A 16,970-nucleotide genomic window follows, 5' to 3' on the forward strand; every position below is an offset into this window, starting at 1 on the left:
AGAAGCTCTCACCACTGCTTCTCTCTCTGAAATGCGTAAGTTTTCTACTATTCCTTATCAACGCCACTTATAATTTACCTTATTTTATTCTAGTTCAGTTCCTTTGTCAAGTGTATATGCCCTGGTCTCCTTATCATCTATTACCTTTACTATAGTAATAATTATTATAAGGGCTACAGGTCCAAGTATAAAACCGGCTACTCCAAATAGTTTTAGACCCATATACATAGATATCAAGGTATATAAAGGTTTTACACCTATTCTATTTCCTATTAATTTTGGTTCTAGGACCTCACGGATTATCTGACATATTAGATATGTTGTTATAAGTATTGCGGCAGCATATATATTTCCGTCAAAAAGCATCATTATGCTCCAGGGAATTAATATCATTCCGCTTCCTATTACAGGTAATGCATCCAGTAAGGCTATTCCTAGACCCAGTAGCAGGGCATATTGATTTTTTATTAATACTAGTCCTATAACACAGATAATGGCTACCATGGCCATAATAAGCAATTGAGATCTAAAATATGCCATTCCGGCCTCTGCAAGTTTTGAAAACACCTTGTTGAAATCATTATATACTTCTGTATTCTTATATTTTGTCTTAAGCTCCGGAACCTCCTTAACTATCAATACGGCCGATATAAATATAATTAAGAGTATACCTATAAAGCCAATAAACTTCACTATATAATATAAGGTCTTTGCTGTCAAACCTGGAACCATATCGGTTTTTACTTTGTTAACCATACTTAGCATATTTTCATCCATAATAGCCCTGACACTTCCTGCTGCCAGTCCCAATAATTCATCACAGCTGCTACATATGCTGTCAAGCCTACCTGCCAAAACATTTAGGTATACCGGTATATTCCTGGCAAAGTTAAGGGCTTGTTTAATTAACATATTACCCAAATAAAACAGTCCTGTGCCTATTATGGATAACAACAATATAAGAGAAATAGACCCGCCTATTATTCTCGGTATCTTAATTTTTTTATATAAAAATTCAGTAACAGGCCTAACTATCCAAGCCAAAAAGTATGCAAAAATAAAAGGCAGTATAAGAGGTAATATAAAACGAAAACCTAAATAAACACCAAGAATAATAATTATACCCTTAATAAAAAACTTTACTCTATCGTTCATGGTATCCCATATTTCCATTTACTCACCCCCCGAGTTTTGAATATATAAAATATACAAAAAGAGAATTCATTTAATTTTGAATCCTCTTATCATTATTTTTGGTCAAATATTTTTTTATATCCTCGGGGATAATTTGAAATAAAAAGGGAATATTAACTTATTCAGAAGTTTATTTCATTCTTTGTTTTTTACTACAAAAACATTTTTATATGGTTTTTATTTGAATAAAACTTACATCTGCCAAAAGGGCAGCTTTTGCATAATTAATATCCTCTAATACTAGGAACTTATTATCTTGCTGTTTTACTTTAATAATTTTATCTTTAGCATAAACAGTTCCCTTTAAACTATTTACTAATTCATCAAGATTATTATCCTCTTCAATTTGTAAATTATCAAATACAAGATATTTAGGAGAAACTAAAATTTTTGATATATCACCTGGTTTATCATAATAATTTTTTGCCTCTTCCATAATAAGCTCTGCAATAGTATTAGGATCACAGTAGGTGCTATCTATAATTAAATTATAATTTGAAAAATCCATATAATTAAGATTATAAATATCCTTATAGCGTATACATTCAGTTTCTGCTCTCTTTTTAAGAAGTTTTTTTGCTTCCTCTATGGAAGAATACTTTTCAACAGAACCTCTTTGATCCTTCATTATACGCTCTGCTGCCACATCAAGATTTACAGATACAAAGACTTTAAAAGAATCCGGAACAAAATGCCATGCTAATCTTGAATCAAAGATAATATTCTTGTCTTGATTTTCCCTAGATATCCGTGCCGTTTCATCGTCTATCATATGATCATATTTGCGGTCACTCATCATTAACTGATTCAGCTCTAGGGTACTTAGTTTCATCTGTTTGGCCAGTTCTCTTTGAACCTTTCCGGTAGAATAAATTTCAAAACCATATTTTTCACTAAGAAGCTTACCTACGGTAGATTTGCCGCTTCCTAAATTACCTGTTATTGTAATATGCATTAATTATACCTTCCTTTGTTAGCCCATTATTATTTATGTATTATAGCTGAATTATGCTTAAAATACAACTTACTTCTTCATGGTAATAAGATCGGCCTTAAGCATACTTACTTCTTCTTTATCATGGGTAATAATAATGACAGTTTTTCCTTTAACCTTGTTCTGAAGGTAGTTTATAACTTGTTTTTTTAACTTTTCATCTAAACCCTTAAAGGGTTCATCCATAATAAGAAGATCATAATCTGCTAAAAGAGCCCTTACTATGGCAACTCTTCGCCTCATACCACCGCTTAATAAACTTACCGCTTTTTCCTCATAGTCTGTCAGGCCTATTTCCTTTAAATTATTATGTATCTCATCCTTTGATACCCCTTTATGGCAAACCAAGTTTATGTTTTTAATGGCATCCCAATGTTCAATCAGCCGGTCTTCTTGAAACACAGCCGAGATTTTCTTACCCTCAAGGCCGATTATTTGTCCTGCGTCTGCCTTTAATAACCCCATTAAAATATAAGCTAGGGTTGTTTTTCCTACTCCGGAAGCTCCCATAATACAAGAAATCTTCCCCTCTGATAAGGTAATATTTAAATTTTTTAGTACCTGCTGACCTTTAAAGCTTTTGCATATATCTATAATCTTTATATCCATAGTATATCCTTCCTAAGTCTTATCTTTCTCATTTTTATTAAAAGGAAAGCGGGATAAAATTCTCATTACTAGCCATTCAAATAAAATACTTATTGTAATTATGACAATTGTCCATGCAAACAGCTCCTTTATCATCAGATACAGCTTAGCCTCATATAAATTTAATCCGATTGATCTTTGTGGCCTTCCGATAACCTCTGCAGCTATCCCAGATTTAAAACTAAAGCCAAGACCAAGAGAAATAGCTGATATAAGAAAGGGTAGGATAGATGGAAAATATATTGACCGAATTTGCTTCCATCTGCTTAAGCGAAATACCTTAGCCATCTCAATTAATTTTTTATCGGTGCTTTGTAGACCATGGAGCAAATTAGAAAATCCTATGGGCATCACCATTAAAAATGATATTAGGACAGATAAATTTTTCGCACTAATCCAAACTAAGGCTAATATTATAAAGGAGGCCACGGGGGTGGATTTGATAATTTTCATAAGGGGCCATATCAATTCATAAATAACCCTGCTTTTATAGGATAGGATAGCCAGTATAGTTCCTGTTATTAGTCCTAGGAAAAATCCATAAATAATACGAATAAAGGAATTAGCAATACTAATCCAAAAGTCCCTACTTTTACTAAGGTCTATAATAGAAAAAATCACACTTTTGGGAGAGGGAAGAAATAGTTCCTGCTTAATTATTCTGCCGGCTATTTCCCATATTAATAACCAAAAGCAAAAAACCAGTAATTTGATACCATACTTCTTAAAAACTTTATTAAGGAATATAATAAAAGTCTTCACCGGGCAATGCTCCTCCCACGGAATTTGGGTTTTGATTATATAAAATATTTAAATAAGCTTCTACTTTTTCCTTCATCTTCGATCCACCGATAAATGTAATATTACAATAAGGAATTGCAGCTTTTGCAACCGCCGCCTTAAAAAGCCCATACTTTTCCACCAGTTCTGCTGCCTTATCAATATTTTTATTAACGTATTCTGCGCTGTCTTTATACTCCCTTAAAAATAAATCCACTGCTTCAGGGTTTTTTTCCAGAAAGTCTTTATTTACCACTACCACTCCGGTAACTACACCGCCATTATTATTTTGCTTATTCCATTCTTTATCAATATCAAGGGCAATTCTAACATTTTCATTCTTCATCATTACTGTGGTTACAAAAGGCTGTGGTAGCATGGCAATTGCATCATGGGAATTTTCTAATAGGGCAGCCACTTCAGTAGCCTCGGTTTTATATTCAATATTTAAATCTTTATCCGGATCAAGTCCATACAAACTAAGCAGATAGTTTAATGTGTATTGGGGGGTAGTTCCATATCCGGTGGAATAAATAGTTTTTCCCTTAAGATCTTCTATAGAATTTATACTTTCACCGGTTTCAACTATATATAATACTCCTAAGGTATTGATGCCCATAATCTTTATTTGCCCCTCAGTTTTATTATATAATACCGATGCTAGATTACAGGGTATGGCTGCAATATCAATCTCTCCCTTTATTAAACCGGTACTGATTTCATCTGCTTCACCGGCAATTAAAAAATTATAATTATTGCTTGTTTCTTTATTGGCGGCATCTTCCATAATCTTTACCATACCTATGCCTGTGGGGCCTTTTAATGCTGCTATATTTATATCTATTTTTTCATCTTTTTCTTCTGGGCCGATTTCTTGATTATGGCCACTGTCTAGGGTTTCATAATTATTTTCTTTATTACATCCTGTAACTAGCAAAGCTATCAATAGTAAGGATAAGGTTAATAAGGTGTATTTAGTCTTTAATAATAAATTTTTCATAATACTCCTCCTATACCGCTTTGGGCTTTAATCTTATTTTTTTGAATAAACAGTTTTTACACTGACTCCTTTAAGCATTCCAAGCTTTCCTGCCAAAGAACTGATGACATCTTGTGGTGCATGAAGGACTATACTTATAATATTAATATCTTTCTCCCGGTAAGGTATTCCCATTCTACCGATAATATGAGAACCGTATTCATGAAGTTGGCTATTTAGATTTTCTACCGCTTCCTTATCTTCTACAATAATTCCGATAAGAGCAATCCTCTTTTCCATATACTTTCACCTCCAGGTATTTACTTAATAAAAAACCCTATGCCTTGGCATAGGGAATAATAGAAATATTTTATAAGTAAAACCCTTTCTTCGGTAATAGCCCTAAGGTTAGGTATTTTACATATATATCTTCCTATGCCGCTCTATTAGGAAATCCTTCTAGGTGGGCATCTTATTCTATCATATTGTTAAGTTTTTGTCGATCTTCAATCAAGGACTTATAAAGTCAAATTTGCTTAAACCTTGAAGCGATATCCAACTCCCCAAATTGTTTCAATATACTGGGGTTTTGAAGTATTAAATTCAATCTTTTCACGAATCTTCTTAATATGAACAGTCACTGTTGCAATATCTCCGATAGATTCCATGTCCCATATTTCTCTAAACAGTTCCTCTTTTGTAAATACGTGATTGGGGTTTTCGGCCAAAAATGTTAGAAGATCAAATTCTTTAGTGGTAAACACCTTTTCTTCACCGTTAATAAATACCCGTCTAGCTGTTTTATCAATCTTAAGACCACGAATTTCTATAACTTCATTTTCTTTTTGACCTGAACCTATTAAACGTTCATATCTGGCAAGATGGGCTTTTACTCTTGCAACTAACTCACTGGGGCTAAAAGGCTTGGTAATATAGTCATCGGCTCCCATTCCTAAGCCCCGAATCTTGTCTATATCTTCTTTCTTAGCTGAAACCATAATAATCGGAATGTTTTTCTCTTCTCGTATCCGTTTGCATATTTCAAAGCCATCCACATTAGGAAGCATTAGGTCAAGAATTATCAGGTCAAAAGCCTCCTTAAGAGCCCGTTCTACACCAATATCTCCTGTTGTCTCTACCTGTACTTCAAAGCCGGAAAGCTCCAGATAATCCTTTTCCAGCTCAGCTATGGCTAATTCATCCTCAATAATAAGAATTCTTTTCATCACAACCTCCTGATTTAGAAAAGCAACTTAGATTTACAAGGCTTTTTTTAATGTAAAGCTTATAGTTGTTCCTTCACCCTTCTTACTGCTGGCCCAAATTTCTCCGAAATGATCTTCAATAACTTTTTTTGCTATGGCAAGTCCAAGTCCACTGCCACCGGTTTTTGTGCTCCTAGAAGTATCGGCTCTATAGAAACGATCAAATATAAAAGGAAGTTCCTTATCAGATATTCCGGATCCGTTATCTTCAATATCTACCTGAACATATTCATCTTTATCCTTTATCCTTATTTGAATTATGCCTTCCGGCTTGTCCAAATACTTTACGGAATTACCTATTATATTATGAATTACCCTCTTTAGCTGTTCTGCATCAGCTACTACTTTTACATCACTAGCTACCAGATTCTCATAATTAACTTTTATATTCCGAACTTCCAGTTCCAGATGTAAATCTTCCACACAATCTTCAAAGTATTCTGCAAGGTTAAGACCGGTAAAGGAGTAGGGCATTGTATCGCAATCTATCTGAGCATAATATGCCAGTTCATCCACTAAGACTGACATATCATTTGCCTTCATATATATGGTTTTTAGATATTTTTCTTGTTTCTCTTTTGTATCAGCTACCCCATCCATTAACCCTTCAGAATACCCCTTAATTGCTGTAAGAGGTGTTTTTAAGTCATGGGATATATTACTGATTAATTCTTTAATATCCTCCTCGTATTGAATCCGATCTTCTATCAATTTCTTTAGGCGCATTCTCATATTTTCAAAATCATCACATAACTGACCAATCTCATCCTTTGAAATTGAAGTTACCGAATAATTCAAATCTCCCTCTGTAAGATGATTTGTTGCCACTCTTAAGATATTAAGGGGTTTAAGAATGCTTCGATAAATCCAAAAGATCAACAGGGAGGCGGTAAAAAACAGGATAATAATAAAGGATATCACACTCTGAATTGCTACCGCCCTTATTTGTGGCACTAAAATATTTAAATCAGTAATTACAAATACCGTTCCTAAACTTCCATCCTTAAATAAAAAATCCTGTAACTTAACCAGAAAGGGATTTCTTCCACCCAGGTAAATTCCCCCATCTATCTCTATACTTCCTGTCCCGTATTCAGGAAGAAGTTCCCTTATCATGGCCAGCTTTTCTTCATTACCTACATAAATAAATTCTTTGTTCTTACGTACAGCTAAAAATGAATGCTTTGTTTTCAACTGAGCATCAAGCTCTTTATAATAATCAAAATCACTTAACTTTTCAGGAAGATTGAGTGAATAAAGTTTAATTTCATTATATATACCCCTAGTAATTCTGTTGAGTATATGAATAGGGTTTGTGATTACATGTATGGTTTTAGCATCAACATCGTAAGAAGCATGGATAGAATCCATCTGATAACGGAGTATAGTTCCTGCCGTTATGGAGATTAGACCTACCGGCATAGCTATCATAATTAGAAAGGCTATGATTAATTTATACTTTACTTTCATTTATTCACCTGTTTCACATATGACACTATAATAACATTATACTAATTGCTCTGTATACTTTCACCAATTAGTATAGCACAGATAGACTAACCATGCATATAAAGTAAATTTTATAATTCTAAAGATTTTATGAACTATATATCAAATTATTTTAGGTACTCTTTCAACTCATCTACTTTATCGGTTCTTTCCCAGGTAAAATCATTATCATCCCTGCCAAAATGTCCATATGCGGCAGTCTTTTTATAAATAGGTCTTCTAAGATCTAGCATCTTTATAATTCCCGCCGGACGAAGTTCAAAATGCTTTCTGATAATTTCAACTAATTTTTCATCTGAAAGCTTGCCGGTGCCAAAAGTATCAACCATTACAGAAGTAGGTTCTGCTACACCTATAGCATAAGATAGCTGAATCTCACATCGTTTAGCTAAACCTGCAGCAACAATATTCTTTGCCACATATCTAGCTGCATAGGCTGCGGAACGATCCACCTTTGTTGCATCCTTTCCTGAAAAGGCTCCGCCACCATGTCTTGCATATCCCCCGTAAGTATCCACTATTATCTTTCTTCCGGTAAGCCCGCTATCACCATGGGGCCCTCCGATTACGAATCTGCCGGTAGGATTAATATAAAACTTTGTTTTTTCATCAATTAATTCCTCCGGTAATACCGGATCAAGAACATATTTCTTAATATCCTTTCTTAACTGCTCTATGGTAACTTTCTCATCATGTTGAGTTGATAAAACTATAGCATCAAGGTGTATGGGCTTGCCTATTTCATCATACTCAACTGTTACCTGAGCCTTACCGTCAGGTCTAAGATAATCTAAGGTTTTATCTTTTCTAACCTCAGTAAGCTTTTTCGTAAGCTTATGAGCTAAAGATATGGCATAGGGCATATATTCTTCAGTCTCATCGGTAGCATAACCAAACATCATTCCCTGATCCCCTGCTCCTATTGCAGACATATCCACATCATCAGCTATATTTTCTTTAACTTCAAAGGATTTGTCCACTCCCAAAGCTATATCCTGTGATTGCTCGTTGATAGATACAATAATTCCACAGGTATCGGCATCAAATCCATATTCTGATTTATCGTAGCCTATTTTGCGAATAGTATCCCTAACTACTTTTTGAATGTCGATATAAGCTTTGGTAGTTATCTCACCCATAACAAGAACCAAACCGGTTGTTATTGCAGTTTCACAGGCAACCCTACTCATAGGATCATGTTTTAACAACTCATCTAAAATAGCATCAGAGATTTGGTCGCAGATTTTATCGGGATGTCCTTCAGTTACAGATTCAGAAGTAAATAATCTTTTTTGCATAGTATTCCTCCGTTTTCTAATAAAATAAGTCCGCCATAAGCGGACTTGAACTCATTTTATCAAATCCTCTTATTGTTCGATTACTCGCTCAGGTTGGCACCTTCCGATTACAGGGGTTGCCGTGACTTCATCGAGCCTTACCTCTCCATCACTCTGAATAAGAGAAATTATAATAATTTACTTTTAGTTATGATGATATACTTTATTATGTGACTCGTCAAGCTGTTTTTCGATATCTTTATTCCCATCATTTGTAAAATCATTACTTTTTAATATTTTACAATGTATATTTCTGTAATAAGATTGACATACTGTCGAAATTTGAATATACTTTGATTAACTTCTTAATATTATTAAGAAAGGAGCGCCAAGTAATTATACATTGGCAGTTAAATATGAATATCATTAAAACATTAACTTCTCAAGCTATACCAGGTATGATTGTTGCAGAGGATATCTATACAAAAGATCACTATCTTATAATCGCTAAAGATACTGTCCTTACAGATAAAATTATAACCCGGTTAAAGTTCTACTCTATTACAGACTTCTATATATATTGTGAGGATAATTTGGTTAAGGAAGAAACTGAATACTTTGAGAATACCTTTTATACTGAAATTAAAAAAAGCGAATCTTTTCGTCGCTTTCATATCGCATACCAAAATACCCTTAATGATCTAAAGTCTTCCATAGAGGATTTAATAAATAACAATAATAAAGTTGACACTGATAAACTTTTTTCCGATGTCAGTAAAATAATATATCAGTGTAACACTAATATAGAATTATTTAATATGCTTCATTGTATGCGGCAATATGATGATACCACTTACATTCATAGCCTGAATGTGGCCTTGATTTGTAATATCATGGGTAAATGGCTTGATTTTTCCCCTGAGGATTTAGAGGTTATTACCATAAGCGGCCTACTTCATGACCTGGGTAAAATATTAATTCCGGAAGATATTATAAAGAAACCGGCAAAACTTACTGATGAAGAATTCTCTGTAGTTAAAACACATACCTTAAGAGGATATCGACTATTAAGTGAAAAAGATATTGACGAAAGAATTAAAAACTCAGCCCTTATGCATCATGAAAGATGTGACGGCAGCGGATATCCTAATGGTCTGATAAGTCATGAAATTGATCCATTTGCCAAATTAATAGCCATAGCCGATGTATACGATGCTATGACCTGTGCAAGAGTATACAGAGGACCCTTATGCCCCTTTGAAGTAATCAACCTATTTGAAACCGAAGGTTATTTAAAATACGATACCAAATACATATTAACCTTTTTAGAGGGTATTGTGCAAACCTACATTCATAATAATGTAAGGCTAAACAATAAAATGGAAGGTGAGATTGTACTAATTAATAAATTTGATCTTTCTAGACCGGTAATTATGTGCGGGGATCAGTTTATCGATCTATCTAAGCATCGTGATTTATATATTGAAGCCTTGATATAGATTATAATTTTTATAAATCAATCAAAAAACTGCTATATTTCTATAGCAGTTTTTATTTTACTAACTTACCTTAAATTTAAATTTATTTATTGCTTTAATATCTTCAGAATCTATCTTTTCCATGGCGGCACCAAGCTTTTGCATCTTTCTTTCAAAATCTTCATAGCCCCGCTCAATATATTCTATATTCTCAACAATAGTATAACCTTCTGCCATAAGGCCTGCCATAACCAGTGCAGCTCCACCCCGTAAGTCGCAGGCACTTACATTTGCCCCTGTAAGTCGCTCTACACCGGTTATTATTGCTGTATTACCTTCAACTACCTTTATGGATGCCCCCATCTTTAATAATTCATCGGCAAATTTAAATCTATTTTCAAAAATGCTTTCAGTTACAATACTTGTTCCCTCTGATATAGTTAAAAGGGTTGTCATCATAGGTTGCATATCTGTCAAAAATCCCGGATATGTTAATGTCTTTACATGTGTACTTCCCGGACGATTTTCTCCTATGACTCTTACTGAATCATCATATTCTATTACCTGTACACCAACTTCTAAAAGTTTTGCTGTAAAGGCTTCCAAATGCTTTGGAATAACATTCTTAACCAAAACATCACCATTGGTAGCTGCAGCTGCAAACATAAAGGTTCCTGCTTCAATCTGATCAGGAATAATAGAATAATCACTTCCATGGAGTTTTTTTACTCCTTTAATACGAATAACATCTGTACCTGCCCCTTTGATGTTGGCTCCCATACTATTTAAAAAGTTGGCCACATCAACTACATGAGGCTCTTTTGCCGCATTCTCTATTGTTGTCTGTCCCTCTGCCATACAAGCAGTTAGCATAACATTAATTGTTGCTCCTACACTAGATTCATCAAAATATATAGAGGTGCCTATTAATTTATCAGCTTTTGCACATATACATCCATGTTCAATGTTTACCTTAGCGCCTAAAGCATCAAAACCTTTAATATGTCTATCAATTGGCCTGCTACCAATATTACAGCCCCCAGGCAGTGCAATTTGAGCCTCTTTAAATCTACCAAGTAAAGCGCCTACCAGATAATAAGAACCTCTGATTTTTCTGACACTATCGGAATCTGCTTTTACAGTATGGATATTAGAAGCATTTATTTTTATGGTATTTTTATTAATTCTGTCGACTTTAGCCCCTAGGCCTTCTATTATTTGCAGTAGTATTTCTATGTCGCTAATATTAGGTATATTCTCTATCTTAACAGTCTCATCGGTCATAATTGCTGCCGCTATTATTCCCAGTGCCGCATTTTTATATCCACTAATTAAAACCTCTCCTTTTAAGGGCTTTCCACCTTTAATAATATATTGCTCCATTACACACCTCGTATTTTTTATCTTTTTTATTTTTATTGTTATTTCTGCTTATACTCGAAAGTTAAATAATAGTAATATTTTTGTCTGCTGCTTTGATTATACCACATTGTGGGTTTTTGTAAATCTTTTTTTGGCCTTTTAGCCTGCCATATATAAGCATTTCACCTTGATTTGCCGATATATTACTTTTAATTATCATGATTATATAAGTATTTTGAAAACAAGTTGTTTTTAATATTCAAGTCAAACTATGAAAAAGAAAGGAAAAAGACTTAGTATTTAAGGAAGCTTTTTGTCCATAAATTTATATCAAACCAATAAATAGGTAAAATAATTTTATAAATTCTATTAAAGGAAATATTAAACACATATACTATATAAGTTAGATTGCAGATAAATTACATTCCTGATTCTCAGTCATATTTTGATCCTCCGATTCTGGTTGTGAATCGGATTTTATATTTTTTGAATTTGAAATTTTATTAGTTTGCTTAGCCCTATTTTTCAGCATATTTATCATTTCATCTTTATCCATTTCACCTAAGTAGTATGCCTTTAAGAATTTTGCCTTTTCCACATAACTTCCCTCACCAAACCATAGAATAATTTCTGAGCACTCTTCTATGCATTCTTTTTCCATTCCGGCCTTATAATATAGTTTTGCTAATTCATAGGCCCATTTTTCCATATATATGTACTTCTTTAACTTTTTTAGGGAGTCTATTAACACATTATAGGGCTCTTTTTTCATTTTATCAATTTTATAACGGAAAATAAAGATATTATAGTCATCGGGGGCTGCTAATTCATATTCTTGAAGAAAATACTGTGCGTCTTCGATATCCTTTCTTTTAATCGATACCGATACCATCTTAAATAAGACTCTTCTTGTTTTTGATTTTTTATAAACCCTATTAAGCAACTCCATAGCCTCATCATATCTTTCATTATGTGCATATATATCAGCGAAAAGGATTAGGTCTGCTATATTTTTTACCTTTTTTAAGGCCATGGTATCAATAATCTTTTGGGCAGAGTTAAAATCTCCCTTTTGAACTCTTTTTCTAACTTCTTCCGTTTTAACGATAATTCCATAGCTTCCCATAACATTCCCTCCTTACAAAAGAATAGAATAGACTAAGTATATCCTTTCCCTAATTTCTATACTATCATTTGTCCTTATTTTATACAAGGGATTATGTCTTAAAATAACACAAATAATTACAAAAAATAAGGCTATTTCCCATGATATCCATCTTGAAATAGCCCTAACATAATAAAAATTTATTTTTCCATGATTTAATTAAGTTTCTTGATAGTATTTAAGGGTATCTATCATTTCCTCTGTAGGATTAATTCCTTCTTTTTGTAGTAGCCTATGTCTTCCTTCTACTTCCTTGATTTTCTTTAAACGTTCTCTTATAAATCTGCTATAAGCCTCTTCAAATAAGGGTTGTTTAGATATTTGTTCCCGTATCGATTTGGAGAAAGGACAGTAAGTAGCAAGTATCTCCCTGACTACCTTATTTAGTTTAATGGCTCCCTTAGACTCATAATTTATCCATGCCTCATAATCAATTACAAATATTTCACGACTGTTGTTTCTACCTTTTTGTATTTGCAGTTTTATTTTATCCTTCTTTTCTTCAGACAGATCCCTGTTTTTTCTATAAAACTGAAGATAATCCGAATATTCAGAAGTTAAGGATTTATAGGTGATATTATTCCATGCTGTACCTTCTATGGTTCTACATAATTCCCAACGGAACTGTCCACATACTTTTACTATATTTGAAAGTAAATCCGCTTCACAAAAAATTGGGAATAGAAAACGACCGGGAGTACTCCTTTTCTTTCCGGTAATTTCTTGCCACATAATAAATCTTGTACCCACAATGGGCATTAGTATAATATCTGGATATATTTTTTTTATAATATATTCCTTCTCTATTTGCTTTTCTTTATTTACATACAATACTTCACGGTCAAAAATAGAATAATCAATATCAGTTAACTTTTCTAAGGACTCAATAATTCTATCTTGACTTAAATAGGATTTTTTCGGCAGATTTAAAAACATATCTTTATGTAATACCGGTACAAATATACTAATCTGCCCACTTGTGGTCCTATTATTATATCGGAACATATTCTGTATTTCGTAGTCTAGTTTTTGTTCATTATCATTAAGATACTGATTTAACTGTTCCTCTGTAATTTTTCCTCTTTTTTTCATTGAAAGGAGCATTTCATTGTAGTCTTGGTCAAATTCATTTTGGGATGGCTCTTTTTTTCCTTCATAAATTAATGTTAGCCATTCCTTAATATTATATACCTTAATCTCAGAAGAAGTTTTCTCATCCTTTAAAAAGTATAAAGAGATAAGCTGCTCCTTGCTTAAAAGCCTTTCATCAGCATAACCATACATTAAGAACATATCAATAATCCTTGGCACCTGCTTATCATGATAGGCCTTTATAAAAACTGCCTTATAAAGCTCATAATACATATCCGTAAGCTTATTTCTAATTTGTCTGGCAGATTCATCATTAGAAAACCTGTCCTTTAAATTGACAAAATCCAACATTATACTCTGCATCTCTTCTGCTTTTGTCTCATCTATTTCTGAATAATTTAAAATTTGCAAAAAGGAATCTGCCAGTATTGTAACTACCTTTTCGCTTTCTTCTATAGAGTGTTTAAGATCGGTCTGAGCACTGATTTTCTTATCTTTATTTCCTGTAATAAGAAGATGATATGCTTCCTCCATCTGCCTGCGATTTATAGGAAGCTCTCTACCCAGTCTATTATTAAAAAAGCTCTCAACCCCATTAATTACTTCCACCATACTATCCATGGTATCTAATAACTCATCACTATTACCACCGGTACCGGCAATTTCAATTGCAAATTCGGCTATTAAAGCAAATAAACACATATTGCTTTCATCTATCAGACACTGTGTCATAAAATATATTTTTTGGGTCAAATCCTTTAAAAGCTCATTCAACTGATTTATAAGCTCTATTTGATCATCCATCTGGTATATAGTAATAAAGCTGCTGGTAGAATAAAAAGACTTTATAAGATCAAGGGGAATTTTAGTATACTCTTTATAGTAATTTATTTTATCCAAATCCGGTTCAATATGCCTTTCAATATCAATTAATTCATCAAGCCACTGGGGTCTTTGTACGGTATACCCCAGTCTTTGTGCTGATTCTGAATAAGATTTATATTGATCAATTATAAATTCATATAGAGTATATCCTTGTTTTAAACTATCTTGATAGGCCACAGCTAACTCTAAAATTACTTTGCTTAAAGTGGCCATTAAAAAACCATTATAGTCACTGTTACTTATGAGAACTCTCTCAAAATCTTCCTTATGTTCCACAGCAAATACATAAATAATTACATCTTCTAATGCTGTATATGTACTTTGATATTGCCCATATACAATGTCACTGACCGCAAGAAATGCACCTGAACCCAAAACATATCTTACCCCTTTATGACTTACTTGAATTCGTCCTCTAATTAGTAAGGCAATACTTTGTAGGTCTTCCCCCTCCGTATATATGTTGGCTCCTCTTGAATATTGGTTCACTGCATTAAAATTTAATTTTTGCTTCAATTGAAACACTCCAATTTGTATGTTTTGTAAAATGTAAATTTTATATATCAATTATATACTATAGATTTGCTTATAAAAAGCTATAAAGGCCATAATAGTACCAAATGCTCATAAAAAAAAGATGACAAATCAATGTCATCTTTCTATATTATAAATTTATTCCGTGCATTCTGCTTCGAATGATTACCATAGGCGTTACCTTTACAGTTAACTCAGCCCAGGCTACCTTACGGCACACAGGAGCTTTTGCTTAGTGCTGCTTCATTCCTGACCTGACACGGTTCACAAATTCCTGTTGCGTAAGACCCAAACGTCAACATCACTTATAAAGGGCAGCCCTACAGTAAATCACCCTAGGCAGAATATCACCCCTGCTGTAGCGGATTGCAGGTACAGGGCACCGCTATCTCCCCGGCTGCACGGAAACTTTACGACGAATTAAATTATGTTTGTGTGTAATTTTGAGCTGTATGCCAAGTATAAGACTTTTTTTAAAAACTGTCAACCCTCAAGCTTTTCCAATTTATTGCGAATTCTCAATTCTTTAAAAAACTTTTGGATTATTTCGGCACATTCATTTTGAAGTACCCCTCTTGTAATCTCCACCTGATGATTAAATTCATCCATCTGTAATATATTTAAAATTGAACCGGCACATCCGGCCTTAGGATTCATAGTTCCGATTACAGCTCTTTTTATCCTTGCTTGAACTATAGCCCCGGAACACATCTGACAAGGCTCCAAGGTAATGTATATAGTACAATCTTCTAAGCGCCAATCTCCCATCTTTTTGCTTGCTTTATTAATTGCGGTTATTTCGGCATGGGCAAGGGTTGTTTTATTGGTATTTCTTTTATTATAGCCTCTTCCTATAATTTTATCCTGATAAACAATGACGCAGCCAATGGGGACTTCTCCTAATAAATAAGCCCTTTTTGCCTGCTTCAAAGCTTCTTTCATAAACTTTTCATCTGTCATATCCCTCATAATGATAGTTCCTTTTCTCTAGACTGCTTCCTCTAAATTTGGTATATTAATTATATATCATAAATAGACAGATTATCAACTTAAAAGCTTTATGAATAAGCTGTTTAATTATGAAAATAATAGACCTATGAGGTGACAATATGAAAATTTATGGCTTTAATAAATCTACTCTTCTTGATTATCCCAAACATCTAGCTGCTACAATATTTGTGGGCAGCTGTAATATGCGCTGCCCTTTTTGCCATAATGCTTCCTTGGTACTTTACCCTCATAGTCAAACCCTTATTCCAGAAGAAGATATATTTGCCTATTTAAAAAAGAGAAAAAACATTCTAGAAGGTGTATGTATTACGGGAGGTGAACCCACCTTATATTCTGATCTTCCCTTATTTATAAGTCAAATTAAAGATCTTGGGTTTAAGGTAAAACTTGATACCAATGGTTCTAATCCCGCCATGATTAGTAAACTTATGGATGAAAAATTAATTGATTATATAGCCATGGATATTAAAAACTCTAAGGAAAAATATTTATTAACCACCGGATCGGAAAATCTGTCAATGGACGATATTGAAAATAGTGTATCCTTAATTCTTCGGGAAAATGTAGATTATGAGTTTAGAACCACCGTGGTAAATCAATTACATACCGACCGGGACATGATAGCTATCGGAAACTGGATTAAAGGTGCCAAGGCCTATTATCTCCAGTCTTTTACCGATTCCGGCGATATTATTTCTCCGGGATTTACCGCCCCAGAAAAAGAAACCTTATTACGGTACAAAACCCTATTGACTCCTTATGTACAAAATGTAGAACTTCGGGGTATTGATTAGGTA

15 protein-coding genes, 1 other RNA gene, 1 riboswitch and 1 other annotated feature (1 of these 18 only partly in view) are annotated in these 16,970 nt (G+C 33.6%); of the genes, 2 read left to right on the forward strand and 14 right to left on the reverse strand.

The genetic code is table 11. The features are described from left to right. Positions 1–70 (reverse strand) — a binding site (T-box leader); it reaches 158 nt to the left of the window's first position. Between the two features lie 14 nt (positions 71–84). The 9 genes from ytvI to metK form a co-directional block, all read right to left on the reverse strand. Next, entirely contained in the window at positions 85–1,173 is a 1,089-nt protein-coding gene (ytvI, locus tag SD1D_RS11735; RefSeq protein ID WP_058259086.1) for a sporulation integral membrane protein YtvI, read from the reverse strand. Between the two features lie 187 nt (positions 1,174–1,360). Next, entirely contained in the window at positions 1,361–2,149 is a 789-nt protein-coding gene (locus tag SD1D_RS11740) for a cytidylate kinase-like family protein (RefSeq protein WP_058259087.1), read from the reverse strand. A gap of 69 nt (positions 2,150–2,218) precedes the next feature. Continuing rightward, positions 2,219–2,797 carry an ATP-binding cassette domain-containing protein gene (locus SD1D_RS11745; RefSeq protein WP_058259088.1) on the reverse strand — a complete coding sequence of 193 codons (579 nt, stop codon included), beginning with the start codon at positions 2,795–2,797 and terminating at the stop codon, positions 2,219–2,221. A gap of 12 nt (positions 2,798–2,809) precedes the next feature. Further along, positions 2,810–3,598 carry an ABC transporter permease gene (locus tag SD1D_RS11750; RefSeq protein WP_242955225.1) on the reverse strand — a complete coding sequence of 263 codons (789 nt, stop codon included), beginning with the start codon at positions 3,596–3,598 and terminating at the stop codon, positions 2,810–2,812. Beyond that, complete coding sequence (locus tag SD1D_RS11755; RefSeq protein WP_058259089.1) at positions 3,573–4,616, reverse strand: ABC transporter substrate-binding protein; 1,044 nt, start codon at positions 4,614–4,616, stop codon at positions 3,573–3,575. Before SD1D_RS11755 ends, SD1D_RS11750 begins: the two co-directional genes overlap by 26 nt. A 33-nt stretch (positions 4,617–4,649) precedes the next feature. Further along, a complete protein-coding gene (locus SD1D_RS11760) occupies positions 4,650–4,895 on the reverse strand; it encodes a TM1266 family iron-only hydrogenase system putative regulator (protein WP_058259090.1) in 246 nt (81 codons plus the stop codon). Positions 4,896–5,131: 236 nt separating this feature from the next. Beyond that, entirely contained in the window at positions 5,132–5,821 is a 690-nt protein-coding gene (locus SD1D_RS11765; protein ID WP_058259091.1) for a response regulator transcription factor, read from the reverse strand. Positions 5,822–5,854: 33 nt separating this feature from the next. Continuing rightward, positions 5,855–7,330 (reverse strand): sensor histidine kinase, encoded by a 1,476-nt coding sequence (locus SD1D_RS11770; protein WP_058259092.1) that lies wholly within the window; start codon positions 7,328–7,330, stop codon positions 5,855–5,857. A gap of 146 nt (positions 7,331–7,476) precedes the next feature. Then, complete coding sequence (gene metK, locus SD1D_RS11775) at positions 7,477–8,667, reverse strand: methionine adenosyltransferase (RefSeq protein ID WP_058259093.1); 1,191 nt, start codon at positions 8,665–8,667, stop codon at positions 7,477–7,479. Between the two features lie 66 nt (positions 8,668–8,733). Beyond that, positions 8,734–8,831, reverse strand: a riboswitch (SAM riboswitch). Between the two features lie 231 nt (positions 8,832–9,062). Between metK and SD1D_RS11780 the strand changes: the two genes are divergently transcribed. Next, positions 9,063–10,145 carry an HD-GYP domain-containing protein gene (locus SD1D_RS11780; RefSeq protein WP_058259094.1) on the forward strand — a complete coding sequence of 361 codons (1,083 nt, stop codon included), beginning with the start codon at positions 9,063–9,065 and terminating at the stop codon, positions 10,143–10,145. Positions 10,146–10,205: 60 nt separating this feature from the next. Here SD1D_RS11780 and SD1D_RS11785 read toward each other — a convergent pair whose 3' ends face one another. The 5 genes from SD1D_RS11785 to tadA form a co-directional block, all read right to left on the reverse strand. Further along, positions 10,206–11,507, reverse strand: coding sequence for a UDP-N-acetylglucosamine 1-carboxyvinyltransferase (locus tag SD1D_RS11785; RefSeq protein WP_058259095.1), 1,302 nt, complete (start codon positions 11,505–11,507; stop codon positions 10,206–10,208). A gap of 382 nt (positions 11,508–11,889) precedes the next feature. After that, the gene (locus SD1D_RS11790) at positions 11,890–12,612 is read right to left on the reverse strand and encodes a hypothetical protein (protein WP_058259096.1); all 723 of its coding nucleotides are present in this window, start codon (positions 12,610–12,612) and stop codon (positions 11,890–11,892) included. Between the two features lie 198 nt (positions 12,613–12,810). Continuing rightward, positions 12,811–15,144 carry a cyclic nucleotide-binding domain-containing protein gene (locus tag SD1D_RS11795; protein ID WP_058259097.1) on the reverse strand — a complete coding sequence of 778 codons (2,334 nt, stop codon included), beginning with the start codon at positions 15,142–15,144 and terminating at the stop codon, positions 12,811–12,813. A gap of 161 nt (positions 15,145–15,305) precedes the next feature. After that, positions 15,306–15,567: signal recognition particle sRNA large type (gene ffs, locus SD1D_RS11800), an RNA gene on the reverse strand. A gap of 78 nt (positions 15,568–15,645) precedes the next feature. Then, complete coding sequence (gene tadA, locus SD1D_RS11805; RefSeq protein WP_330398611.1) at positions 15,646–16,131, reverse strand: tRNA adenosine(34) deaminase TadA; 486 nt, start codon at positions 16,129–16,131, stop codon at positions 15,646–15,648. 140 nt (positions 16,132–16,271) lie between these two features. Between tadA and SD1D_RS11810 the strand changes: the two genes are divergently transcribed. Beyond that, on the forward strand, positions 16,272–16,967 hold the full coding sequence (locus SD1D_RS11810; protein WP_058259098.1) for an anaerobic ribonucleoside-triphosphate reductase activating protein: 696 nt from the start codon (positions 16,272–16,274) through the stop codon (positions 16,965–16,967). The last annotated feature ends 3 nt before the right edge of the window (positions 16,968–16,970 follow it).

The organism is Herbinix luporum (assembly GCF_900070325.1).
Lineage (GTDB): Bacteria > Bacillota > Clostridia > Lachnospirales > Lachnospiraceae > Mobilitalea > Mobilitalea luporum.

Excerpts from the sequence above, each read along its gene's own strand:
- ytvI (WP_058259086.1), bottom strand. The coding sequence starts at position 1,173 with ATGGAAATATGGGATACCATGAACGATAGAGTAAAGTTTTTTATTAAG.
- SD1D_RS11740 (WP_058259087.1), bottom strand. The coding sequence starts at position 2,149 with ATGCATATTACAATAACAGGTAATTTAGGAAGCGGCAAATCTACCGTA.
- SD1D_RS11745 (WP_058259088.1), bottom strand. The coding sequence starts at position 2,797 with ATGGATATAAAGATTATAGATATATGCAAAAGCTTTAAAGGTCAGCAG.
- SD1D_RS11755 (WP_058259089.1), bottom strand. The coding sequence starts at position 4,616 with ATGAAAAATTTATTATTAAAGACTAAATACACCTTATTAACCTTATCC.
- SD1D_RS11760 (WP_058259090.1), bottom strand. The coding sequence starts at position 4,895 with ATGGAAAAGAGGATTGCTCTTATCGGAATTATTGTAGAAGATAAGGAA.
- SD1D_RS11765 (WP_058259091.1), bottom strand. The coding sequence starts at position 5,821 with ATGAAAAGAATTCTTATTATTGAGGATGAATTAGCCATAGCTGAGCTG.
- SD1D_RS11770 (WP_058259092.1), bottom strand. The coding sequence starts at position 7,330 with ATGAAAGTAAAGTATAAATTAATCATAGCCTTTCTAATTATGATAGCT.
- metK (WP_058259093.1), bottom strand. The coding sequence starts at position 8,667 with ATGCAAAAAAGATTATTTACTTCTGAATCTGTAACTGAAGGACATCCC.
- SD1D_RS11780 (WP_058259094.1), top strand. The coding sequence starts at position 9,063 with ATGAATATCATTAAAACATTAACTTCTCAAGCTATACCAGGTATGATT.
- SD1D_RS11785 (WP_058259095.1), bottom strand. The coding sequence starts at position 11,507 with ATGGAGCAATATATTATTAAAGGTGGAAAGCCCTTAAAAGGAGAGGTT.
- SD1D_RS11790 (WP_058259096.1), bottom strand. The coding sequence starts at position 12,612 with ATGGGAAGCTATGGAATTATCGTTAAAACGGAAGAAGTTAGAAAAAGA.
- tadA (WP_330398611.1), bottom strand. The coding sequence starts at position 16,131 with ATGAGGGATATGACAGATGAAAAGTTTATGAAAGAAGCTTTGAAGCAG.
- SD1D_RS11810 (WP_058259098.1), top strand. The coding sequence starts at position 16,272 with ATGAAAATTTATGGCTTTAATAAATCTACTCTTCTTGATTATCCCAAA.